This is a genomic window from Mycobacterium sp. 3-98 (assembly GCF_035918355.1).
GTDB lineage: Bacteria > Actinomycetota > Actinomycetes > Mycobacteriales > Mycobacteriaceae > Mycobacterium > Mycobacterium intracellulare.
In genome coordinates, this window is sequence record NZ_CP142360.1 from 5319172 (window position 1) to 5342904 (window position 23733).

The following is a 23733-nucleotide window of genomic DNA, read 5'->3' on the forward strand; positions in this document are numbered from 1 at the left end:
CAGAATATTGCAGCCCGATCCGCACGGCAACACCTCGGCCGCACGGGCTGTTGCACCGAACCCGCTTTGGTGCATAATGGGTTGCACAACCCAAAAATAACGTCGTCCCCGGTTTCGCCGACGTCTACCGAACGCGGTCGCGGCACTCGAGCGCGAATCGCGTTGGCTCAGGAGGAATGTCATGCCGCCTGTTCATCATCGATACGCCACGGTCGACGGCCACCGGCTCTTCTACCGGGAAGCCGGCGACCCGAGCGCTCCCTCGGTGCTGCTCCTGCACGGGTTTCCCACCAGTTCCTACATGTTTCGCGATCTGATACCGGCGCTGGCGGACCGCTACCACGTCATCGCGCCGGACCATCTGGGCTTCGGACTCTCCGATACGCCGCCGGTCGAGGAGTTCGACTACACCTTCGACGGGCTGACCGACCTCACGGCGGGCCTGCTGAGAACCCTCGGCGTCGATAGGTATGCCATGTACGTCCAGGACTACGGCGCCCCGATCGGCTGGCGCCTGGCGCTGCGCGACCCGTCCGCGATCACCGCGATCATCACCCAGAACGGCAACGGATATGACGCGGGATTCGTCGAGAGCTTCTGGAAGGTCGTGCAGGCTTACCAGCGTGAGCCCACCGCGGACACCGAGGCCCCGGTGCGCCAGTTCCTCACCCTGAACGCCACCCGGTGGCAGTACGTGACCGGTGTGGCCGACGAGACCCTGGTCGATCCCGAGTCGTGGCATCACGACTACGCGCTGCTCTCCCGTCCCGGCAACGACTTGGTGCAGCTCAAGCTGTTTCGCGATTACGCCACTAACGCGCCCCTGTATCCGCGCTTGCACGAATACTTCCGGGCCAGCCGGGTGCCGTTGCTGGCGGTCTGGGGTCGCGGCGACGAAATCTTCGGACCGGCCGGAGCCGAAGCATTCGCCGATGACCTGCCCGACGCCGAGATCCACCTGCTCGACGGTGGGCACTTTCTGTTGGAATCCGCGCTCGATGACGTCACCCCCTTGATCCGGAACTTCCTCGCCAAGCAGCTCACTGTGTGATGACCGGCAGCGAGGTGCGCGGCGACCAGCCATGGCGATCCCGTCGTCTGGGCTGGAGATCCCATAACTGGGGGCACAGACGGGTTAGCCTGACTCGATGGCCCATCCCGATGTTCGTGACGAACAACGGTTGACCGCCAAGGGGCGTGCCACCCGCGACCGAATCGTGCAGGCGGCGGCGCAGTTGATCGTCACCGAGGGACTCTCCGCATCCAACATGGAGAACGTGCGGCGTGCCGCCTCGGTCAGTGGCTCGCAGCTCGCGCACTATTTCGCCGACAAGGGCGCGCTGATTCGGGCGGTGATCCGACACCAAATCGGCGTGGTCTTGGACTTTCACCGGCAACCCACGCTTCGAGGCCTGAGTTCGTTCGACGACTTCGAAAAGTGGATCGACCTGAACATGCGCTACCTGCGACGCATCGGCTATGTCGGCACCCCCACCTATCACGCGCTGGCCGGCCAGCTCGCCAAGTCGGACGATGCCACGCGCGACGCGTTGGCGGCCGGCTACCGCCGGTGGATCGATTTGGTGGAGAAGGCAATCCAGCGGATGAAAGACGACGGGCTGCTGGTTGCGGATGCCGACCCACGGCAGCTGGCGTTGGTGATCATCACCGCGCATCAAGGAGGCGGAATCTTGGCCTTCACCTACCAAGAGGAATGGCCGCACGCCGATGCGATTCGTTTCGCGGTGAACTACTTGCGGATGTTCGCCACCGACAGTGCCGAACGGGTTCCGCGGCGGCCCCCGCGCCGGGCGCGGAGCCGCCGCCCGCGCAAAGCCGGCGGATCCGTCCGCGCCCAAGGCCACCAGGTGACTGAACATCCCTCGCCGCGGTACACGCACAAGGGTCTGGCGACCCGTGCGCGCATCATCGAGGCCGCGGCCCGGCTGATGTTCGAGCGCGGCGTCGCCAACACCAGCATCGACCAGGTGCGGCGCGCCGCCGAAGTCGGCGGATCCCAGATCTCCCACTACTTCCACGACAAGCGCGACCTGACCCGGCACGTCGTCGACGTACGCCGAAACAATGTGCGGGACTTCCACACTCAAGCGAAGTTCGCCGCGCTCGACAGCCTCGATGCGCTGCAGGCGTGGGCCGATGCCTGCGTCTCCGACATCGATCCGGTGTACCGGGTCGGAGGCTGCGTCTATGGGTCCTTGGCGGGCGAGCTGATCGAGGCCGACGACGAAATCCACGACGACCTGGCCGCCGGATACGACCAATGGATCGAACTGTTCCGCACGGGCCTGCAGGCGATGTGTGACCGTGGCGACCTGCGCCCCGACGCCGATCCGCGCCACCTGGCGGTGCCACTGGTTGCCGCGCACCAGGGTGGCGCACTGCTCACGCACGCCACCGGCGATCCGCAGCCGCTGCGGGCCGCCGTCACCGCCGCCGTCGACTATGTGCGTTCGTTCGCGGTTTCGCCGCGCAAGGGCGGACCCCGCGCGCCTCGCGGTCAGCGCAACTCCTGACCGCCCGCCCTGGACATGGCGGAAACGTTCGAACATAATACTGGGTCAGTTGGCCCATTATTGTGCGGCAGGCACCGGCGTATCGCGCTGCCAACGATGTCGAAAGAGGCAGTCCATGTCCGTCACGGATTCACCAGAGCTGCCCACCGCACCGGCCGTCGTGCGCGAGCGCCCCGGCGGGGAAACCATGCGGGCGATCATCCTGAAGGGATTCGGCGGGCTGGACAACCTGGTTTACGACGACCTCCCCAAGCCGCTGCCGAAAGACGGCGAAGTCGTCATCGCGGTGAAGGGCTTCGGGATCAACCACGCCGAGATGCACATGCGTCGGGGCGAGTGGGCCGAGGCCGCGGAGGTGAGCGGCATCGAATGCGTCGGCATCGTGGACTCGTGCCCGGGCGGTGAGTTCCCGGTCGGCGCCAAGGTGGCCGCGCTGATGGGTGGCCTCGGCCGAACCATCAACGGCAGCTATGCGCAATACACGCGCGTGCGCGCGGCCAACGTCGCCCTCATCGACTCCGAGCTGTCGTGGGCGGCGTTGGCGGCATTGCCCGAAACGTTCGCGGTGGCCTGGACATGCCTCTTCCGCAATCTGGATCTGAAGGCCGGGCAGACACTGGTGTTACGCGGGGCCACGTCGTCCCTGGGGCAGGCCGCACTCAAGATGGCGGTGGCCGCCGGCGCACGAGTCATCGCGACCGCGCGCAGCAGGGGACGCTTCGCGATGCTCGAGCAATTGGGCGCGTCGCGAATCGAGCTGGAGCGGCGCGACCTGGCAGGCCACTTTCCCGAGAGCGGCCGGATCGACGCCGTCCTCGATCTCGTCGGCAACAGCACCATCCTCGACTCCCTGGACATGCTGCGCCGCGGCGGCACGGCCTGCCTGGCCGGTTGGCTGGGCGGGCTGGAGCCCATCGGGGATTTCAACCCGCTGTTGCGCATGGCATCCGGTGTGAACTGGAACTTCTTCGGCAGCTTCGTCTTTGGCACGCCGGGCTTCCCGCTGTCCGACGTCCCGCTGGGGGACATCGCCGGACAGGTCGCCGACGGCACGCTGGAGGCGAAACCGTCTCGGGTCTTCTCCTTCGACCAGATTCATGAGGCGCACCGGCTGATGGAGGCCGGAGAGGCCGGCGGCAAGATGGTCGTAGTGCTGGAGTGACGTGTTGTCGAAACACCGTGGCACGCGGGGGATTCAGGAAAGGTAGGTGTCCACATGGGACTGGCATGGCAGCAGGGCCCGCTGGCAACCGGGTCGATCGGGCACTTCCTCACCGAGCAGCCGATGCCGTCGCGGCTGCTCTTTGCCGAGCCGTTGCGCCGCCGGATGCGGGTGCGCTTCGCGGAACGGTGGATCGCCGACAGCGAGGACGTGCTCCTGTTACACGAGCCCGGCCGTTACCCGGTGGCCTACTTTCCGTCAGGGGATATCGAAGCGGGGACGTTGACCGCCGAGGATCGGGTGACGCAGCACCGCGACCTCGGCGACACGCAGTGGTTCACTGTCAAGGCACCGGGGCGGGAGGCCGCCCACAGCGCCTGGGAACATACCGGTCTGCCCGCGCATGCGACCGTCCTGCAGGGCCGGGTGGCTTTTGCCTGGCGCGCCATGGATGCCTTCTATGAAGAAGAGGAACGGATCGTCGGGCACGCCGCGGACGCTTACCACCGCATCGACATCCGTTCCACGGCACGGCATCTCGTCGTCCGCGATGGAGAGCGCGTGATCGCCGAGACTCGCCGACCCGTGGCCCTGTATGAATCCGGCTTCGCGCCCAGATGGTACGTCGAGCGCGACGATATCGACGAGTCCGCCCTCAAACCCGTTGCTATCCAGACCTTTTGCCCATACAAAGGAATCTGCTCGTACTATGACATCGGCGGCCACCAGCACGCAGCGTGGTCTTACGTCGATGCGTGGACCGAAGTGTCGCGCGTCCGCAACCTGGTGTCCTTCGAACCGGACAAAATCAATGTGTACCTCGACGGCAAGCAACTTCGGCTGGAACCAGGCCAAACCGTCATCCCGCACGGTGTCGACCGCGGGTTGGACACCGACGAGGTCTTAGGAAGGAATCCGGTAAGGGGCACGTCATGAGGATGTCCATCGAAGTCGTCATCCTGCCCGTCGCCGATCCCGACCGGTCACTACGGTTCTACCACGACCAGGTCGGCTTCGCCCTCGATGTCGATTACGCGCCCGCGCCCGGGTTCCGGGTCATCCAATTGACGCCCGAGGGATCGCACGCCTCAATCCAATTCGGCGTGGGATTGACCGACGCGCCGGCCGGCTCGGTGCGGGGCCTATACCTCGTGGTCCCGGACATCGAAGCCTGCCGCGCCGAGTTGATCGGTCGCGGCGTAACCGTCGGCGAGATCCGCCACAAGGACACCGACGGCGGCTGGAGAGGCGGGTTCCTCCCGGGTACCGACCCCGATCGCGGTGACTACGCGAGCTTCGCCGACTTTCGCGATCCCGACGGGAACGCCTGGGTCTTGCAGGAACGAAACCACCAGCGGGGTTGAGGAGGCGTCGTGGCCGCGCGGAAAACGAGTCCAGACCGGGTGGGCGCATTCTCAGACGGAGTGTTTGCGGTCCTCATCACGATCCTCGTCCTCGAGCTCAAGCCGCCGAAGTCCTACACCTTCAACGCGTTATTACCGGAATGGCCCACCGGACTGAGCTATGTGGTCAGCTACGTGTTCATCGCCATCGTCTGGGTGAACCACCACCACCTGTTCGGCTACGCGCAAGTGGCGACGCCACGATTGGTGTGGTCGAACTTTGCACACTTGTTCTCGGTGTCGCTGATTCCGATCACCACCGAGTGGATCGCCGACAGCAGGCTGGCCGCCGCACCGGTTGTTCTGTATGCCTCGGTGTTCGTGCTCGTCAACATCACCTACTTGGCGCTGTGCCAGGAAGTGGTCGATCGGCCCGCCCACGAGGACCTCACCCAGCGAGTGCGCCGACTTCTACGCATGCGGTCGTTCATCACGATCGGCGTCTTCGCGGCGGCGGCAGTCGTCGCATTCTGGTGGCCGGCCGTCGGAATGGTATTGATTTGCGTGTGTCTGGCGGGGTATCTGCGGCCGGATGTGCCCAACGTTAAAAAGGTCGAGCCCTAGCATGACGACATCATCCGTCCTCGTTTTCGATGTCAACGAGACGCTGATCGACATCGAGTCCCTCGCACCGCTTTTCGCGGACTTGTTCGGCGACGAACGCGTGCTGCGCGAGTGGTTCGGTCAGCTCATTCAGTACTCGATGACCATCACACTGGCCGGCAAGTACGTGCCGTTCCCCGTTCTCGCTCAGGCGGTGCTGCGCATGCTGGGTGACGTCCACCGGGTGGACGTCACCGATGACCACCTCGATCGCCTGACGACCGGGTTGCTCACCATGCCGGCACACCCCGATGCCGCCGAGGGCCTCGCCACATTGCGCGACAACGGTTTTCGGTTGGTAACCCTGACGAACTCCCCACCCAACCCGGACGGCCCGACGGCGCTACAGAATTCGGGGCTGGCCGGCTTTTTCGAGCGCCAACTGAGCGTCGATGCCCGCCGCGCCTTCAAACCGTCGCCCGCCGTCTATCGGTACGTGTGCGACGAGCTCCGTGTGACACCCGGTGATTGCATGATGGTGGCCGCACACGTGTGGGACACCCTCGGCGCGCAGAGCGTCGGGTTCAGTGGGGCTCTGATCACCCGGCGCGGCAACGCGCCGTTACCGGTCCGCAGCCTGCCGCAGCCGAATATCGTCGCCGGCAACCTTCGCGAGCTGGCCGAGCGCCTAACCCAAACCGAAGGGATCGCCAAGAGTGGCAATAGCTAGCGAACGAGACTTCGACGTCATCGTGCTCGGCGCCGGACCGATCGGGCAGAACGCCGCCGAACGCGCCCGCGCCGCGGGCCTGCGCGTCGCCATTATCGAACGCGAACTCGTCGGGGGCGAGTGCTCCTACTGGGCGTGCGTGCCCAGTAAAGCGTTGCTGCGTCCCGTCATTGCCCTCGCCGACGCGCGACGTGTCGACGGTGCTCGGGAAGCGATCACCGGATCCATCAGCGCCGACGGTGTCTTCGGCCGCCGCAACCGGTATGTGACCGACTGGGATGACAGCGGCCAGGCCGATTGGGTGAGCGGAATCGGCGCGACGTTGGTACGCGGTCATGGAAGGTTGGACGGCCCCCGGCGAGTCGTCGTCACCACCGGCGACGAGCGTGTCGGGCTCACCGCGCGGCATGCGGTGGTCGTGTGCACCGGAAGCCGTCCCGCCCTGCCCGATTTGCCCGGAATGGCAGAGGCCAAGCCGTGGACCAACCGGCGCGCCACCGACAGCAGCGCGGTCCCGGAGCGGCTGGCCGTCGTGGGCGCCGGCGGCGTGGGTGTCGAAATGGCTACGGCCTGGCAGGGATTGGGCTCCCAAGTGACCCTACTGTCGCGGGGGTCGAGGTTGTTACCCCGCATGGAACCGTTCGTGGGCGAGCTGATCGCCCGCGGGCTCAGCGACGCCGGCGTCGATGTGCGGGTAGGTGTCACGGTGCGCGCGCTGCGGCGTCAGGACGACACGAGCGTTGTCCTCGAATTGGACGATGGCAGCGAGCTGACCGTGACTGAGGTGCTGTTCGCCACCGGTCGGGCACCGCTGACCGACGATATCGGCTTGGAGACAGTGGGATTGGAGCCGGGCAGCTGGCTCGAGGTGGACGACACCTGCCTCGTGCGCGGCGCGGTCGAGGACGGCTGGCTCTACGCCGCCGGCGACGTCAACCACCGCGCCCTGCTCACGCATCAAGGCAAGTATCAGGGCCGCATCGCCGGCGCGGCCATCGGAGCACGCGCAACCGGAAGACCGTTGGACACCAGCCCGTGGGGTGCACACGCGACCACCGCAGACCACTACGCGGTGCCACAAGCCTTCTTCACCGATCCCGAAGCGGCCGCGGTCGGACTGACAAGCCAACAAGCCCGGGACGCCGGCTACCGGGTCCGAGCCGTCGATATCGAGATCGGGGACGTGGTGATGGGGGCGAAACTCTACGCCGACGGTTATACCGGCCGCGCACGAATGGTGGTCGACCAGGAGAGCGGGCGGCTGCTGGGCGTCACCATGGTCGGCCCCGGCGTGACCGAGCTGTTGCACTCGGCGACCATCGCCGTCGCCGGCCACGTGACCGTCGACCGCTTGTGGCACGCCGTGCCGTGCTTCCCGACGATCAGCGAGCTGTGGCTGAGATTGCTCGAAGCGTATCGGGATGGCCGGGACGATAATTGACCCATGGCCACCTCCGACGGATTCCATCCCGACTTCGACGACACGGCAGCACCGGTCGCCCGCAACCGAGTGCGCCACATCAAGGCGTCCGAGATCAGCTCGGACACCACACAGTCGGAGGGGCTGCGGCGCTTCGCCGCCCTATCGGGCGCGTCGGTCGGAGCGGAAAAGCTCTGGATGGGTGAGACGCACGCGTCGCCGAAATCCGCCTCGGACAACCATCACCACGGTGACTCGGAGACCGCGATCTATGTGCGAAGCGGCCACCCGGAGTTCGTGTTTCACGACGGCACCCAAGAGGTACGTATTGCCACCGAACCCGGTGACTACGTCTTCATTCCGCCGTATCTTCCGCACCGGGAAGAAAACCCCGACCCCGACACCGCGGCCGAGGTCGTGATCGCCCGCAGCACCCAGGAAGCGATCGTGATCAATCTTCCCGCCCTGTATCCGCTCGACGGGCCTCGATAAACGGGCAGCGGGGCACTCAGCGAATTCTCAACAGATTCTTCGGCGCCACATCGCTTGGCTCCCAGCGTCCGCAAAGTCGCCGGCGACACGATACGTCTATGACGAACGAGCAGATGTGCGCGAACCTTGTCGAACGCTATTTGCGCACCCGCGGACGGCAATACTTTCGCGGGCACCGCGACGGCGAACACTTCTTCGTCACCGGCGCTCCGCGACGGCTGCACATTCATTTCGAGATCTCGCCCGCGCACGACGACGTGTTGATCATCCGGGTCACTCCCGGGTGCTACTTTCCGGCCGTCGACCGCCCCTGGCTGACGCACTTCGCCGACACGTGGAACCGCCAGGACCGCCACGTCACCGCGATCGTGCACGGCTCATGCGATCCGCAGCGCATCGGCGTGGTGGCCCGCAAGTCGCAATGGATCCGAAGCAAAGTGTCCTTCGCCGAATTCGCGTCCCTCGTCGACCTGACGATCGCGGACGCCACCGAGCTCTTCGAGGAGCTGGACCCCGCCGCCGGCCTGCCGTCCGCCGAGCGGTCCTTGCTGCGTCACGCCGGCTGACGCACGCCCGGTCTAGGGGCCGCTCGCGGCACCCGGGGCATCGGGGCGCGGCTCACCCAGCTTCGCCCGGATGGCACCCCACGGATCGGCGTAGCGTCCGGGCGTATCCCGGTAGGCCGCACGGCTTTCGAGAAACCGCCGCGCCAGCGGCGAGATCAACCGCATCGGGTAGCGCCGCCACCCCGCCGTCGCGCGCATCTCGTCGAGCATGTCCGGCCACGAGTGGTGCTGGAATTGCAGGACTTGTTGGGAGCGAGCGGTATCCATCCAGTCGGTGACGAACCAGTCGTCATCGCTGTCGGGATCACCCGGACGTCCCCCGGGCAGGACGTCGACGAGACCCCGGGCGGCGGCCAGCGCCTTGCCGACCTCGCCCTGCCGAATCCGGTGCGACTCGTCGCCGGCGATCAGCAGGGTCTCACCGACGACGTCGGCCGTGGTCGCCGCGGCGAACGCACGGGCGACGTCGCGCACATCGACGGTGTGGATGCGCCCGTCCGTCGGCAGGGCGCTTTCGAAGAACAGTGCGTCAACGCTGAACGGCATGGCCTCCGGGTCGACGCTTATCACCCCACCCAGGCGCAAGATCACCCATTCGAGGTTCGAGGACCGGATGTGCTGTTCCGCTTCGGCTTTGTGCGCGCCGTAGAGATCAGCCGGGTTCATCGGGGAATCGGCGCGCAACAGCTCGGCGTTGCGGTGCGGGTTGCGCGCCCCGTACACGGCGTTGCTCGACGCCTGGATGAACCGCACCGGGTGCGGCCGGGCCTGCGCGGCGCGCAGCAGCGTGAGGGTCGCGTCGACGTTGACGCGGCGCCCGAGGGCGGGGCTGCGGTAGATCCCGGGCGGGATCACCGCGGCCAGGTGGACGATGGCGGTGGGTGAGGTCGCGGCGAGCAGGCGGTCGACATGGCCCGGGTCGGTCAGATCGGCCCAGTGCGCCTCGACGCCGTCGGGCAGCGTCCTCGCCGCCTTGCGCTGGGTGGGGGTGCCCAGATCCGTCGCGACCACGCGCTGGCCGTCGGCGACCAGCCGGCGCACCGTTTGTGAGCCGACGAGCCCGAAACCCCCGGTGACAAGAACCTTCTCGGACATGATCCCCCAGCGCCGGGTCGCCCCCAGCAAACGAATATGACATTCTCCAAATTCGAAAGTATCATATGTCATCCATGGCCTGAGGTTTGAGACCGGCGTCACGCCGGCAACCAATAGCAAATGGCACGATCACGACAGCGGGGAGCCATGAAGGGCAGCGGTGCGGGCGCGGCGGACAATCACGAGACCGCCAAATGGGATCCGGCCTTCACCGAACGGGTCGCCAACGCGCTCGGGCCGGCCATCAAACGGTATTACCGGGCCGAGGTGCGAAACATCGACAACGTCCCGCCGTCCGGTGGGGCGCTGGTGGTTTCCAACCACTCCGGCGGCATGCTGACACCGGACGTGTTGATCTTTTCCCCGGCCTTCCACGAGAGGTTCGGCTACGACCGCCCCGTCTACACGCTCGGCCATTACGGGATCTTCATGGGGCCCTTGGACGGCTGGCTGCGCCGCCTCGGGGTGATCGAGGCCAGCCGCGAAAACGCCGCCGCCGCCCTGCATTCGGGCGCGGTGGTGCTGGTGTTTCCCGGCGGCGACTACGACTCGTACCGCCCGACGTTCAGCGCCAACACCATCGACTTCAACGGGCGCACCGGCTACGTGCGAACGGCGATCGAAGCCGGCGTGCCGATCGTGCCGACAGTGTCGATCGGCGCCCAGGAGACCCAGCTGTTTTTGACCCGGGGCAACTGGCTGGCCCGCAAGCTGGGGCTAACGAAGGCGCGCATGGACATCCTGCCGGTCAGCGTCGGGTTCCCGTTCGGGCTCAGCGTGATCTTCCCGCCCAACCTGCCGCTGCCGGCAAAGGTCGTCACCGAGGTGCTCGAGCCGATCGACGTCACCGCGCGCTTCGGTGAGGACCCCGACATCGACGAGGTCGACGCCCATGTCCGCGCCGTCATGGAGGACGCGCTGAAGCGGTTGGCCGAGCAGCGCCGGTTTCCGATCCTCGGCTGAGGATGCCGCCAATCCGCGCCGGCGGCCGGCGCCCTGCGGCATAGTTGTTGGCCTGGTCGCGTCGGCAGGGCGAGGTGACGTGTGAAAAGACTCAACGGCATGGACGCCATGCTGCTCTACAGCGAGACGCCCAACCTGCACACGCACACGCTGAAGGTGGCGATCATCGACCCGGCCGACTGCGACGGCGAGTTCGGGTTCGACGCGTTCCGCCGCCACGTGCGCCGGCGGCTTCACCTGCTGGAACCGTTGCGCTACAAGCTCGTTGACATTCCGTGGCACCTGCATCACCCGATGTGGCAGGAAAACTGTGAGGTCGACCTGGACTATCACCTCCGTCGCGTCCGGGTGCCCGCGCCGGGCGGGCGGCGAGAGCTCGATCGGGTCATCGGCGAGGTGGCGTCCACCCCCTTGGACCGCACCCGGCCGCTGTGGGAATTTCACTTCGCCGAGGGACTGGCCGACGGCCGGTTCGCCTTGATCGGCAAGGTGCACCACGCGTTGGCCGATGGTGTCGCGTCGGTCAACCTCCTGGCGCGCGCGATGGATCTGCGGGACGGGCTCACCGACGAGCGCGACAACGACGAAGCCGGTGTCACGGTTTCCGATGCCGACCTGCTGCGCGCCGCCGCGCGCGACCACGTCCGGCAACTCGCGCAACTGCCACGGCTGCTCAAAGACGCGGCCGTGGGGCTGATGCGGGTGCGGCGTCGCTCCCGCGAGCGCGGAGACCACCCCGACCTCGCCGATGCTTTTGACGCGCCCCCGACGTTTCTCAACCATGTGGTCTCACCCCGGCGCTGGTTCGCCAGCACGTCGTTACCGCTGCCGCAGGCCAAGGCGACGGCAAAAGCGTTGGGCATCACCATGACCGATCTGGTGCTGGCGACGGCGGCCGGCGGGTTGCGAACGCTCTTGCTGGCCTACGACGGCGCGGCCGACCGCCCGATCATCGCGTCGGTGCCGACCGCCACCGACAAGTCGGACCGGATCACCGGCAACGAGATCAGCGGGCTGATGATTTCGCTGCCGGTGCATGTCGACGACCCGATCGAACGGGCCCGGCTGATCTCGGTGGCCACCCGGATCGCCAAGGAAGACCACGAGATCCTCGGCCCGCAGCTGTACGGGAAGATGATGGCCTACCTGCCGACCGCCTTCGCCCCGGCGGCATTTCGCTGGCTGGGTCTGCGCGACATGCCCAACAAGCTGATGAACGTCGCCGTATCCAGCGTGGTCGGACCGCGCGAACGGGGCCACTTCGGCGGCGCGGCCGTCAGCGAGATCTATTCCACGGGTGTGCTCTCGCCCGGCGCCCCGGTCAACATCACCGTGTGGAGCTACGTCGACCGGCTCGGCGTCGCGGTGCTGACCGACGATCAGACGTTCGACGACCCGCATGAGGCGACAGACGCCATCAGCGCGGCCTTCGACGAATTATGCTGTGCCGCAGGCATTTCCGATCAGCCGGCGAGGACCCCGTCCAGCACCGAGTAGAACAGGCCCAAGCCGTCGTCGGAGGGCCCGGTCAGCGCCTCGATGGCATGCTCGGGATGCGGCATCAGGCCCACCACGCGGCCGTCGGCGGAGCTGACGCCGGCGATGTCATGTTGCGAACCGTTGGCGTTCTCGTGGTACCGGAACACCACCCGCCCCTCGCCCTCGAGCTCCTCGAGCACCTCGGCGGGCGCCACGTAGCGGCCCTCGCCGGACTTCAGCGGCACCAGCAGATCGGCGTCCGGTTCGAAACGCGACGTCCACGCCGTCGACGTCGACGCCACCCGCAGCCACACGTCGCGGCAGATGAAATGCAAACCCACGTTGCGGGTCAGGGCACCGGGCAGCAGGCCGGCCTCGCAGAGCACTTGAAAACCGTTGCAGATACCCAAGACCGGCATCCCGCGCCGCGCGGCGTCCACCACTTCGGTCATAACCGGGGCGAACCTGGCGATCGCCCCCGCCCGCAGGTAGTCACCGTAGGAGAAGCCGCCCGGAACCACCACGGCGTCGACACTTTTCAAATCGGCGTCGGCGTGCCACAGGTTGACCGGCTCCGCGCCGACGCGGCGGGCCGCCCGGGCGGCGTCCACGTCGTCGAGCGTGCCGGGAAACGTGATGATCCCGATGCGTGCGGTCACGTCGTCTCCCGGCTGATCGTCCAGTCCTCGATCACGGTGTTCGCCAACAGCGATTCGGCGATCTCGGCGAGCGCCGAGTCGTCCACGCTGTCGTCCACTTCGAGCTCAAACCTCTTGCCCTGCCGGACATCTGATATCCCCGGGTGACCGAGGCGGCCCAGCGCGCCGACGATCGCCTGACCCTGCGGGTCCAGAATCTCCGCTTTGGGCATCACGTTCACGATCACCCGGGCCACCGGCGCTCCTCCTCAGTTGGCGTTTCGCCGCCAACTCTACCGGCGAAACCGCAGCTCGCCCTCACGGGCACGAGGCAATGTAGGCCTCACACAGCGGCGCGCCCATGGCGCCCAGCACCGGGTCGTCGGCCATCGCCGGCCAGGGCGCCTGCGGCGGGGACGTCGACCAGAGCGTGACCTCGCTGACCGTGCTGCTGGCCGGGTGGGCGAAAAGGTAGGTGTGCATCACCACCGGGCCGCTGATCACGGCGGCCATGCGGTTGGTGTCGTCGCTGGTCAACGACGGCGATTGCTGCGGCGCACGCTGCTGGCAACTCCGCAACGCGGCGACGGCGCTACGGAACGCCTCGGCCGCGATCTCGCCACCGCGGGCCGTATCACCGCGCCAATGCAGGATTTGGGCCTGCAACTGCCACTGACCGTCCGGATGCTGCACCGTCGAACGGGCGGAGACCGCCGAGTCGCGGGGGTCCCGAGCGGTGGCCGGCGTGGCGCACAGCTCCTCGAACCGAAACCGGGGGCCGGGCGCCGAGCCCGTCGTCTGGACCGCCTGACCGGCGAGCGCGGGCCAGTGGTACACCGCGTCCAGCGGCACGGCACGCTGATCGATCCACGCGGTGTTGGGGATCCGGTCGCACATGGCGGGGCAGGTCTCGGGCTCACCGTGCGCAGGGATGACGACGACCAGCGCGACCGCGAGGCCGCCGGCGACCAGCATCGTGGCCAGGATCACGCGCAGCGGCAGCTTGTCCATCAAGGCACAATCGTAGATATGCAACTGACGCATTTCGGTCATTCGTGCCTACTCGCCGAGTTCGACCAGACACGCGTGCTGTTTGATCCCGGTACCTTCGCCCACGGTTTCGAGGGAATCACCGGCTTAACCGCCATCTTGATCACTCATCAGCACCCCGACCACGTCGACGGGAAACGGTTGCCGGCACTGCTCGAGGGTAACCCGGATGTCGCGCTGTATGCCGACCCACAGACCGCCGCGCAACTCGGCGCGCCCTGCCGCGAGGTACACGTCGGCGACGAACTGCAGATCGGTGAGCTGACCGTGCGGGCCTTGGGGGGAAAGCACGCCGTCATCCACCCGGAAATCCCTGTGATCGAGAACATTTCGTTTCTCATCGGCGACGGCGAGCATCCCGCCCGGTTGATGCATCCCGGCGACGCGCTGTTCGTGCCCGACGAGCCGGTGGACGTTTTGGCCACCCCGGCGGCGGCCCCGTGGATGAAGGTTTCGGAAGCGGTCGATTACCTTCGCGCGGTGGCACCAGCGCGCGCCGTCCCCATCCACCAGGGGATCATCGCCCCCGATGCACGTGGCATCTACTACGGCCGGCTCACCGAGATGACCAGCACCGACTTCCAGGTGCTGCCCGAAGAGGACGCCGTCACCTTCTAGCGCGAGCAGCTAGGTGATGTCGTCGGCGGCGCCGCGGCCGGCGGCGCGGCCCGAGAAGATGCATCCACCCAGGAATGTGCCCTCCAGCGCGCGGTAGCCGTGCACGCCCCCGCCGCCGAAGCCCGCCGCCTCGCCGGCGGCGTACAGCCCGCTCAGCGGAGTGCCGTCGGAGGTCAACACCCGTGCGGCAAGATCGGTTTCGATGCCGCCCAGCGTCTTTCGCGTCAAGATGTGCAGCTTGACCGCGATCATCGGCCCGGCCTTCGGATCGGTCAACCGGTGCGGCGCCACGACCCGGCCCAGCCGGTCGCCCAGATAGCCGCGGGCCGCGCGGATCGCGGTGATCTGGCCGTCCTTGCTGAACCTGTTGGCGACCTCCCGGTCCCGCGCGGTGACCTCGGCCTCCACCGTGGCGTAGTCCAGCGGTTGCACGTCGGGCAGCTTGTTCATCGCGGACACCAGGTCCCGCAACGAATCCGCGCTGACGAAGTCCACGCCCCGATCGACGAACGCCTGCACGGGCCCCGGCGGTCCGGAGCGTGCCCGGTTCCGCAGCAGCTCGCGCACGCTCTGCCCGGTCAGATCGGGATTCTGTTCCTGCCCGGAAAGCGCGAATTCCTTCTCAATGATCTTGGCGTTCAACACAAACCACGTGTAGTCGAACCCGGATCGGGTGATGTACTCGAGCGTGCCAAGTGTGTCGAAACCGGGATACAGGGGAACCGGCAACCGCTTGCCGTTCGCATCCAGCCACAGCGACGACGGGCCCGGGATGATGCGAATTCCGTGCAGCGGCCAGATCGGGTCGTAGTTGGTGATGCCCTCGGTGTAGTGCCACATCCGGTCCGGGTTGATCACCCGCGCGCCGGCCTTCTGCGTGATGCCGATCATCCGGCCGTCGACGTGTGCCGGCACGCCGCTGAGCAATTGCTCGGGCACGCGGCCCATCCGCTTCGGCCAATTCTTGCGCACCAGCTCGTGGTTCCCCCCGATGCCACCACTCGTCACGATCACCGCAGCGGCGCGGAACTCGAACTCCCCGATGGCCTTTCGTGAGGAGGCGACGCCGCGCGGCGCGGTTGAGGACTCCAGCACCGTCCCCCGGACGCCCGTCACCGCGTCATTCTCGACGATCAACTCGTCGACCTGATGGCGGTGCGCGAAGCGCACCGTGGAGCGGTCGCGCAGTTGACGGGCGAAGATCTCGACCAGCGCGGGCCCGGTGCCCCAGGTGATGTGGAAGCGCGGAACCGAATTGCCGTGCCCCTGCGCGTCATACCCGCCGCGCTCGGCCCACCCCACCAAAGGGAAAAGCTTGAGCCCGCGGGTGCGCAGCCAGCTGCGCTTCTCCCCCGCGGCGAAATCGACGTAGGCATGGGCCCATTGGCGCGGCCAGTAGTCCTCGGGCCGGTCGAACGCCGCCGTACCCAGCCAGTCCTGCAGCGCGAGCTCGTGGCTGTCGCGGATGCCCAACCGGCGCTGCTCGGGGCTGTCGACGAAGAACAGACCGCCGAAGGACCAGAACGCCTGCCCGCCCAGGTTGGCGCTGTTCTCCTGGTCGAGGATCAGCACCCGCAGGCCGCGATCCACCAGTTCGCAGGCGGCGACCAGGCCGGACAGCCCCGCTCCGACGACGATGGCATCAGCGCCGAACCCGGCAACCGAAGAAACGCTCATGTCGGTCCAGGGTAGTGCCCCGGACAGCAGGTCAGGCAGTCGATTCGTCAGGCGGCGTCGAGCAAGGCCTTGTCACGACGCCAGCGATACACCGTCGGTGTGCAGTCGTGCATCAACGCCAGGTCGACCGCGTCCAGCATCGCCTGCAGAGGTCCGGGTTTGCGGAGGTGCCGCGCGGCGACCGCCACCCGCACGATGCCGCCGCGCCGGGCGATCCGCTCGGCGGACAGCACGACCGTGCGACACCACCACGGCTCGGCGAGAACACCCTCGCCGATGCCGAGAACCCGCGCCCGCACGGTGGTGTGCCGCACCAGGTCGGTGATCCCATGCAGATCGGCCAGCATCCGAAAACCGTTGCCCGGCAATGCTTTGACGACGCCGGGCGAAACCACGCAGCCGGGAGCCGCGAACAGCCGCGTGCGTAAACCGAGGTGCTCGAGGACCCGGTCGGCGGCCATCAAGCGCAGATTGGCCTCATGCGCCCGCAAAATCGCGAACTCACCGCGGCGCTTCCTGGTGAGGGCATCGTCGTAGCCGTGCAACACGATCGCGTCGCCACCGGCGCGGCGGGCGGTCAGCCAGTCAACGGTTTTCGGGTCGCTGTCGAGTCGGTAGCCGCCGGACAGGCGGGGAGCCACCAGCAGCGAAACCGGTACCTCACGGGCATCCATTTGTGCGCAGAACGCCTCGACGTCGGGCAGGGTGCGTTCCCCGATCCCCGAGACCGAAACGATCAATTTTCCAGACACACCAGCAGTTTGCCGACCGCAAGTGTCGGAACGGTGAAGGACACGCAGACAGCAGGCGTATATGCGCTCACCCAAAAGCGATAACTGGGTTCGGCGACCGGAATTTCAGGGGCGGTCCAGCAAACGGCCACCGGCGCCGGCGGACACGATCTGTTCGATATGCTAAGCAACGCCATGGACGAGGCCTCCTACGCAGCGGCCGGAGCGCCGCTGCCCCATGCCCCCGCGGAGCAGCCGGGCGCCGACACACGGGAGTATCCCGACAAGTTGGACGCCGAGCTGTTGCGGATCTCCGGCGTGTGCATCTTGGCCACGGTCATGGCGATCCTGGATGTCACGGTGGTCAGCGTCGCGCAACGCACCTTCATCGATCAGTTCGCGTCCTCGCAGGCGGTCGTGGCCTGGACGATGACGGGCTACACGCTCGCCCTGGCGACAGTGATCCCGATAACCGGGTGGGCCGCCGACCGGTTCGGCACCAAGCGGCTCTTCATAGGCTCCGTGCTGGCCTTCATGCTCGGATCACTGCTGTGCGCGATTGCCGCAAACATCTTGCAGCTCATCATCTTTCGGGTGGTTCAGGGTGTCGGCGGCGGCATGCTGCTGCCGTTGGGGTTCATGATCTTGACCCGTGAGGCCGGCCCCGCCCGGCTCGGGCGCCTGATGTCGATCCTGAGCATCCCGATGCTGCTCGCCCCGATCGGCGGCCCGATCCTGGGCGGCTGGCTGATCGACACCTCGAGCTGGCGATGGATCTTCCTGATCAACGTGCCGATCGGACTGCTCACCATTGTTCTCGCGGCGATCGTGTTCCCCCGCGACCATCCGGTCCGGTCGGAAACGTTCGACGCCGTCGGCGTGCTGCTGCTCTCCCCCGGCCTGGCCATGTTCCTGTTCGCGGTGTCGTCCGTCCCGGGCCGCGGCACCGTGGCCGACCGCCATGTGGTGATCCCGGCGACGATCGGACTGGCATTGATCGCGGGGTTCGTCGCGCACGCCTGGCACCGGGCGGATCATCCGTTGATCGATCTGCGGCTCTTCCGCAATCCGGTGCTGACCCACGCCAATGTGACGATGCTGGTCTTCGCGACCGCCTTTTTCGGCGCCGGCCTGCTGCTTCCCAGCTACTTCCAGCAGGTGCTGCACCAAACGCCGATGCAGGCGGGCGTGCACCTGATCCCGCAGGGGCTCGGCGCCATGCTGACCATGCGGCTGACCGGGCCGCTGGTGGACAGGCAAGGGCCGGGCAAAATCGTGCTGGTCGGGATTGTGCTGATCACGGCCGGGCTGGGGGCCTTCGCGTTCGGGGTGGCCAAGCAGGCGCACTATCTACCTGTGCTGCTGGTGGCGCTGGCGGTCACGGGCCTGGGCATGGGCTGCACGATGATGCCGTTGTCGGTCGCGGCCGTGCAGGCGCTGGCACCGCATCAAATCGCCCGGGGAACCACCTTGATGAGCGTCAACCACCAGGTGGGCGGCTCGATGGGGACCGCGCTGATGTCGATGATCCTGACCAATCAGTTCAATCGGAGCCAAAATATCGTCGCGGCAAACAAGGTTGCTGTCCTGCATCAGCGTGCGACCGTCGACGGGGTGCCGGTGGACCAATCCGCAATCCCCCGGCAGGCCCTTGTCCCGGGCTTTTGGGGGAATGTGGTGCATGATCTTTCCCACGCGTATACCGCGGTATTCGTGATTGCCGTCGTGCTGGTGGTTTGCACGATCATTCCGGCGTCCTTTTTGCCGAAAAAGCCGGCAAGCGAAACTGCCGGCGAATGACGCATTCGCGCCCTGTCGCCCGCGAAAAGCCGATTTTTTCGCTTTAAACTGCCGTCCGCGCCGCCTCTGCGCGGCAGGAATTACACGCGTGGTAATAGCGGCGAATACGAGTAAAAACGCCTCAGCGCGGCTAGCCGGGTGGATATGCTCAGCGGCGCCATGGAGAACACCCGTTCCGCATCTTTCACCGTTCCGTTGCCCATCGAGCCGGGTCCGTCGCGGCACCCAGACGAGTACCCGGACAAGCTCGACGCAGCACTGTTCCGGATCGCCGGAGTCTGTGGCCTGGCCTGCATCATGGCCGTCCTGGACAGCACCGTCGTCGCCGTCGCGCAACGCACCTTCATCGATCAGTTCGGGTCCACTCAGGCGGTCGTCTCGTGGACCATCGCCGGCTACATGCTCGCGTTTGCGACCGTGATCCCGATCACCGGATGGGCGGCGGATCGGTTCGGGACCAAGCGGCTTTTCATGGGTTCGGTCCTGATCTTCACGCTGGGGTCGCTGCTGTGCGCGGTGGCACCGAACATCTTGCTGCTGATTTTGTTCCGGGTGGTGCAAGGGGTGGGCGGCGGCATGCTGCTGCCGCTCAGCTTCGTCATCTTGACGCGTGAGGCCGGGCCCAAACGGGTCGGCCGCCTCATGGCGGTGGGGGGAATCCCGATCCTCCTCGGCCCCATCGGCGGGCCCATCCTGGGGGGTTGGCTGATCGGTGCGTATGGCTGGAAGTGGATCTTCCTGATCAACCTGCCGATCGGGCTGACCGCGTTCGCGCTGGCCGCGATCATGTTCGCGAAGGATCGCTCGGCCCCCTCGGAGGCCCTCGACATCACCGGCGCGCTGTTGCTCTCCCCCGGGGTGGCGATCTTCCTGTGCGGGGTGTGCTCCATTCCGGGTCGGCACACGATCACCGACCCTTACGTGCTGGGGCCGGCGCTGCTCGGCCTGGCATTGATCGGCGCGTTCATCGTGCATGCGTGGCATCGCACCGATCACCCCCTGATCGACCTGCGGCTGTTCCGCAACCCCGTGGTCACGGAGGTCAACGTGACGATGCTGGTGTTCGGGGCCGCCTCAGTCGGCGTAGGGCTGCTGATCCCGAGCTACTTCCAGATCGTCAGCCACGAGACGCCGATGCAGTCCGGGCTGCACATGCTGCCGATCGGAATCGGGGCCGTATTGACGATGCCGATCGGCGGGGCCTTCATGGACAAGCACGGTCCCGGCAACATCGTGCTGATCGGCCTGCCCCTGATGGCAGCGGGTCTGGGCGTGTTCACCTACGGCGTCGCCACGCAGGCCGAATACTCGCCGGTCTTGGTGTCCGGGCTCGCGATCATGGGCCTGGGTGCCGGCTTGACCACCACGCCGCTTTCCGCGGCGCTCATGCAGGCGCTTACCCCGCGTCAGGTGGCCCGCGGGACGACGTTGATCAGCGTGAATCAGCAAGTGGGCGGGTCGATCGGGGCCGCGCTCATGGCGGTGATCCTGACCAATCAGTTCAATCGCAACGAAGCCCTGATGGCGGCGAACGAGATGGCCGGGGTGCGCCCGCCCGCCGGCAAGCGAAGCATTGACCCGTCGGCCCTTCCCGGGCAGACGATGACGCCCGATCTGGCCAGCCACGTGTCGCACCACCTGGCGCACGCCTATACGACGGTGTTCGTGCTGGCGGTCGTGCTGGTGGCGTTCACCGTCGTCCCGGCATCCTTCCTGCCCAGGAGGCTGGCGACCCCGCCCGTCGGCGACGACTAGCGCCCGGCTCGGCTGATCCTCGAGCTAGCCGTCCCGGCCGCCGCCATAACGGTCGCCGTCGGCGGTGGCCAGCAGCCACGCATACTGGAACGCGGTTTCCTCCCAACCCTTGTAGCGACCGCTGACGCCGCCATGCCCGGCATTCATCTGGGTCTTCAGCAGGACCGGGCTGCCGTTCGCGTTGAGGTGTCGCAGGGCCGCGACCCATTTTGCGGGTTCCACGTAGTAGACCCGCGTGTCGTTGAGCGAGGTCATCGCCAGGATCGCCGGATACGGCTTTGCCTCGACGTTCTCATACGGGGAATAGGACTTCATGTAGGAGTAGACGTCCTTGTCCGCCAACGGGTTTCCCCATTCGTCCCACTCGGTGACGGTCAGCGGCAAGGAGGGATCCAAAATGGTGGTCAGCGGGTCGACGAACGGTACCTGCGCGAGGATTCCGGCAAAGAGTTCCGGCGCCAGGTTGGCCACCGCCCCCATCAACAGTCCGCCGGCACTGCCCCCCAACGCCACCAGCCGGCGCGGGCGGGTTACTCCGGAATCCACCAAATGCCTTGCCACCGCGACGAAGTCGGTGAAGGTGTTCTTCTTCTCCAAGAGCTTGCCGTGCTCATACCACAGCCGGCCCATCTCGCCGCCGCCGCGGACGTGGGCGATCGCGAACACCATTCCCCGATCCAACAGCGACAACCGGGCGATGGAGAAACTCGGATCGGTGCAGATCTCGTAGGCTCCGTAGCCGTAAACCAGCGCGGGCGCTGGGAATTCGATTCCTGAGCGGTGCACGACCGAGACCGGGATCCGGGCGCCGTCCTCGGCGACCGCCCAGTCGCGCCGTTCGACGTAATCGTCCGGGCGATAATCGCCGAGTACGGGTTGCTCGCGCAGCAGGGTGCGTTCGCCGGTGACGAAGTCGATGTCGTAGACCCGTGCCGGAATGACCAGAGACCCCGCCCGGATCCGCAGCTTGGGCGCGCCCCAATTCGGGTTGCCGGCCAGGCCGGCCGACATCAGTTCGGAATCGAACGAAACCTCTTCGGGCTCCGCGTATGTGCCGTCGGAGTTGACGCGCCACAGCGCGAGCCGCGGCAGCGCCTCACGCCGGTAGCTGACCACGAGATGGCCGGCGAAGGCGTCCACCCCGTCGAGTCGGACATCGTCGCGGTGCGGGATCAGCGTGCGCTGCTGGGTGGGATCGCTGACCGGCGCCTCGGTCAGCGTGAAGTTGACCGCGTCGTCGTTATGCAGGATCAAGAACCGGTCCTGCCCGCCCACCACCGCATGTTCGACCGAATACTCGACGCCTTCGCGGCGCGGCAGCACGACGGTGAACTGCGCCTGCGGATCGGTGGCGTCGGCGTAGCGGAATTCGGAGGTGATCGAGGAACCGGAGGCGATGAAGACGTAGGCCTCACTTCTGGTGAGTCCCACGCCGAGCCAAAACTTCTCGTCGGCTTCGTGGTACACCAGCTCCGATTCCGCACCGGAGCCCACCCGATACCGCCACACCTTGTCGGGGCGATGGGCCGCGTCCAGGGTGAGGTAGTACACGGTGCGGTTGTCCGCGGCCCAGGTCGCACCCGCGCCGATGTCGGCGATCTCGTCCGGATACAGCTCGCCGGTGCGTAAATCCTTGAACCGCAACGTATAGCGTTCATCGCCGAGGGTGTCGACGGAGTACGCCAGCAGGTTTCCGTCGAGGCTGACGGTTGCGGCGCCCAGGGAGAAAAATTCGTGACCCTCGGCTTCGACGTTCGAATCGAGCAAGATTTGTTCGCCGGGAATGTCGGTGTTCTCGTCCAGGGTCGGCGGGTTCCAGTCGTCGGGATCACTTACCGGGCAACGGCACTGGACGCGATACTGCTTGCCTTCGAACGTGCGGGCGTAGTACCACCACTGGCCCTGCCGCGTCGGTACCGACAGGTCGGTTTCCTTGGTACGCGCCTTGATCTCGTCGAAGATCTGTTGCCGCAACGGTTCGAGGTGGGCGGTCATCTGGTCGACGTAGCTGTTTTCCGCCTCGAGGTAGGCGATCACGTCGGGGTTCGTCTTCTCGCGCAGCCACTCATAGGGGTCGATGAAGACGTCACCGTGGTGCTCGCGCCGGCTGTCCACCCGCTTGGCGACGGGTGGCACGGGACCGGCAAGGTGCGACTCGCTCATGCGGCGGGGCCGATCCAGTCGCCGAAGCTCAGGCCGGAAATGCGTTCGTAGGCCTCGATATAGCGGCCACGGGTCGCCTCGATGATGTCGTCCGGGAGCGGCGGCGGGGGTAGCGTGCCGTGGCGGTCCCACCCGGAGTCGGGGCTGGTGAGCCAGTTGCGGACGAACTGTTTGTCGAAACTGTTCTGGACCACGCCGACCTGGTACTCGTCGGCCGGCCAGTACCGTGACGAATCCGGGGTGAAGATCTCGTCGGCCAGTAGCAGGTTGCCGTCGCGGTCGGTGCCGAACTCGAACTTGGTGTCCGCGATGATGATTCCTTTCCTCAGCGCATGGTCGGCGGCCTGAACGTAGATCTGCAACGTGCGGTCGCGCAGTTGGTTGGCGCGCACCCCGCCCACCATCTCGATCACGCGGGCGAACGAGACGTTCTCGTCGTGGTCCCCCAACGCGGCCTTGGTCGCCGGGGTGAACAGCGGTTCGGCGAACCGGCTGGCTTCGACCAGTCCCGGAGGCAAGGTGATGCCGCAGACCTTGCCGGTCGCCTGGTAGTCCAGGAGCCCCGAGCCGGTCAGGTAACCGCGCGCCACGCATTCGACCGGAAGCATGTCCAGCCGCCGCACCACCAGGGCCCGGCCCAGCACCTCGTCGGGGATGCGCGGGTCATCCGGCGGCCCGGCCAAATGATTGGGGGCGTCCACGAGACCGAAGAAGAAGACGCTCATCGCCGTCAGGATGCGGCCCTTGTCCGGGATAGTGCTGTCCAGGACGAAGTCGTACGCCGAGATGCGGTCGGTGGCGACCAATAGGAGGTGTTCGTCGTCGACGCGATACAGCTCACGGACCTTGCCGCTGGCCAGATGCTGGTAGTCGGACAGTGCGGGCATCCGGTCAGCCTATCGGGCACCTGACGA

Annotated in this window: 23 protein-coding genes; 15 read left to right on the top strand and 8 right to left on the bottom strand. The window is 66.7% G+C overall.

Translation table 11 applies throughout. The features are described 5' to 3' along the window. Positions 1-181 precede the first annotated feature (181 nt). The 10 genes from QGN30_RS24940 to QGN30_RS24985 all read left to right on the top strand — a co-directional run bounded on the left by QGN30_RS24940 (position 182) and on the right by QGN30_RS24985 (position 8850). Positions 182-1051, top strand: coding sequence for an alpha/beta fold hydrolase (locus QGN30_RS24940; RefSeq protein WP_326565976.1), 870 nt, complete (start codon positions 182-184; stop codon positions 1049-1051). Between the two features lie 97 nt (positions 1052-1148). After that, a complete protein-coding gene (locus QGN30_RS24945) occupies positions 1149-2534 on the top strand; it encodes a TetR/AcrR family transcriptional regulator (protein ID WP_326565978.1) in 1386 nt (461 codons plus the stop codon). A 115-nt stretch (positions 2535-2649) separates the two neighbouring features. Further along, positions 2650-3696 (top strand): zinc-binding dehydrogenase, encoded by a 1047-nt coding sequence (locus QGN30_RS24950; protein WP_248923377.1) that lies wholly within the window; start codon positions 2650-2652, stop codon positions 3694-3696. A 54-nt stretch (positions 3697-3750) separates the two neighbouring features. After that, positions 3751-4632, top strand: a complete 882-nt coding sequence (locus QGN30_RS24955) for a DUF427 domain-containing protein (protein ID WP_326565980.1) — start codon at positions 3751-3753, stop codon at positions 4630-4632. Between the two features lie 2 nt (positions 4633-4634). Next, positions 4635-5060, top strand: a complete 426-nt coding sequence (locus QGN30_RS24960) for a VOC family protein (protein ID WP_248923644.1) — start codon at positions 4635-4637, stop codon at positions 5058-5060. A 60-nt stretch (positions 5061-5120) separates the two neighbouring features. Continuing rightward, positions 5121-5663 (top strand): TMEM175 family protein, encoded by a 543-nt coding sequence (locus QGN30_RS24965; RefSeq protein ID WP_036455435.1) that lies wholly within the window; start codon positions 5121-5123, stop codon positions 5661-5663. A 1-nt stretch (position 5664) separates the two neighbouring features. After that, a complete protein-coding gene (locus QGN30_RS24970) occupies positions 5665-6372 on the top strand; it encodes a haloacid dehalogenase type II (protein WP_248923375.1) in 708 nt (235 codons plus the stop codon). After that, complete coding sequence (locus QGN30_RS24975) at positions 6359-7813, top strand: dihydrolipoyl dehydrogenase family protein (RefSeq protein WP_248923374.1); 1455 nt, start codon at positions 6359-6361, stop codon at positions 7811-7813. Before QGN30_RS24970 ends, QGN30_RS24975 begins: the two co-directional genes overlap by 14 nt. Before the next feature lie 3 nt (positions 7814-7816). Next, positions 7817-8284, top strand: a complete 468-nt coding sequence (locus QGN30_RS24980; RefSeq protein WP_014379090.1) for a cupin domain-containing protein — start codon at positions 7817-7819, stop codon at positions 8282-8284. Positions 8285-8382: 98 nt separating this feature from the next. Next, positions 8383-8850, top strand: coding sequence for a YbjN domain-containing protein (locus QGN30_RS24985; RefSeq protein WP_248923373.1), 468 nt, complete (start codon positions 8383-8385; stop codon positions 8848-8850). Positions 8851-8862: 12 nt separating this feature from the next. On the opposite strand, the gene QGN30_RS24990 is transcribed toward QGN30_RS24985, so the two are convergent. Further along, positions 8863-9945: an NAD-dependent epimerase/dehydratase family protein gene (locus QGN30_RS24990; RefSeq protein WP_248923372.1), complete on the bottom strand. Its 1083-nt coding sequence runs from the start codon at positions 9943-9945 to the stop codon at positions 8863-8865. A gap of 147 nt (positions 9946-10092) precedes the next feature. On the opposite strand from QGN30_RS24990, the gene QGN30_RS24995 reads away from it, so the two are divergent. Next, positions 10093-10908, top strand: a complete 816-nt coding sequence (locus tag QGN30_RS24995) for a lysophospholipid acyltransferase family protein (RefSeq protein ID WP_248923371.1) — start codon at positions 10093-10095, stop codon at positions 10906-10908. An 81-nt stretch (positions 10909-10989) separates the two neighbouring features. Then, positions 10990-12405, top strand: coding sequence for a wax ester/triacylglycerol synthase family O-acyltransferase (locus tag QGN30_RS25000; protein ID WP_014383797.1), 1416 nt, complete (start codon positions 10990-10992; stop codon positions 12403-12405). On the opposite strand, the gene purQ is transcribed toward QGN30_RS25000, so the two are convergent. The 3 genes from purQ to QGN30_RS25015 all read right to left on the bottom strand — a co-directional run bounded on the left by purQ (position 12372) and on the right by QGN30_RS25015 (position 14078). After that, a complete protein-coding gene (gene purQ / locus QGN30_RS25005; RefSeq protein ID WP_008263873.1) occupies positions 12372-13046 on the bottom strand; it encodes a phosphoribosylformylglycinamidine synthase subunit PurQ in 675 nt (224 codons plus the stop codon). The genes QGN30_RS25000 and purQ overlap by 34 nt on opposite strands. After that, complete coding sequence (purS, locus tag QGN30_RS25010; RefSeq protein ID WP_248923370.1) at positions 13043-13282, bottom strand: phosphoribosylformylglycinamidine synthase subunit PurS; 240 nt, start codon at positions 13280-13282, stop codon at positions 13043-13045. The genes purQ and purS overlap by 4 nt, the downstream gene beginning before the upstream one ends. Positions 13283-13343: 61 nt before the next feature. Next, entirely contained in the window at positions 13344-14078 is a 735-nt protein-coding gene (locus tag QGN30_RS25015) for an ATPase (protein WP_248923369.1), read from the bottom strand. On the opposite strand from QGN30_RS25015, the gene QGN30_RS25020 reads away from it, so the two are divergent. Next, on the top strand, positions 14055-14693 hold the full coding sequence (locus tag QGN30_RS25020; protein WP_009951939.1) for an MBL fold metallo-hydrolase: 639 nt from the start codon (positions 14055-14057) through the stop codon (positions 14691-14693). The genes QGN30_RS25015 and QGN30_RS25020 overlap by 24 nt on opposite strands. Positions 14694-14702: 9 nt before the next feature. Here the strand turns inward: QGN30_RS25020 and QGN30_RS25025 are convergent, their stop codons facing one another. Together QGN30_RS25025 and QGN30_RS25030 are read right to left on the bottom strand one after the other, a co-directional pair. Further along, complete coding sequence (locus QGN30_RS25025) at positions 14703-16370, bottom strand: FAD-binding dehydrogenase (protein ID WP_014383795.1); 1668 nt, start codon at positions 16368-16370, stop codon at positions 14703-14705. 47 nt (positions 16371-16417) lie between these two features. Then, positions 16418-17122: a DUF2334 domain-containing protein gene (locus QGN30_RS25030; protein WP_008263856.1), complete on the bottom strand. Its 705-nt coding sequence runs from the start codon at positions 17120-17122 to the stop codon at positions 16418-16420. 159 nt (positions 17123-17281) lie between these two features. Between QGN30_RS25030 and QGN30_RS25035 the strand changes: the two genes are divergently transcribed. Continuing rightward, complete coding sequence (locus tag QGN30_RS25035; protein WP_248923368.1) at positions 17282-18901, top strand: DHA2 family efflux MFS transporter permease subunit; 1620 nt, start codon at positions 17282-17284, stop codon at positions 18899-18901. A gap of 144 nt (positions 18902-19045) precedes the next feature. Next, positions 19046-20656 (top strand): DHA2 family efflux MFS transporter permease subunit, encoded by a 1611-nt coding sequence (locus QGN30_RS25040; protein WP_009951943.1) that lies wholly within the window; start codon positions 19046-19048, stop codon positions 20654-20656. 24 nt (positions 20657-20680) lie between these two features. Here QGN30_RS25040 and QGN30_RS25045 read toward each other — a convergent pair whose 3' ends face one another. Both QGN30_RS25045 and QGN30_RS25050 read right to left on the bottom strand, forming a co-directional pair. Further along, the gene (locus tag QGN30_RS25045; protein WP_009951944.1) at positions 20681-22819 is read right to left on the bottom strand and encodes a S9 family peptidase; all 2139 of its coding nucleotides are present in this window, start codon (positions 22817-22819) and stop codon (positions 20681-20683) included. Then, on the bottom strand, positions 22816-23706 hold the full coding sequence (locus QGN30_RS25050) for a phosphoribosylaminoimidazolesuccinocarboxamide synthase (protein ID WP_009951945.1): 891 nt from the start codon (positions 23704-23706) through the stop codon (positions 22816-22818). Before QGN30_RS25050 ends, QGN30_RS25045 begins: the two co-directional genes overlap by 4 nt. Between the last annotated feature and the right edge of the window lie 27 nt (positions 23707-23733).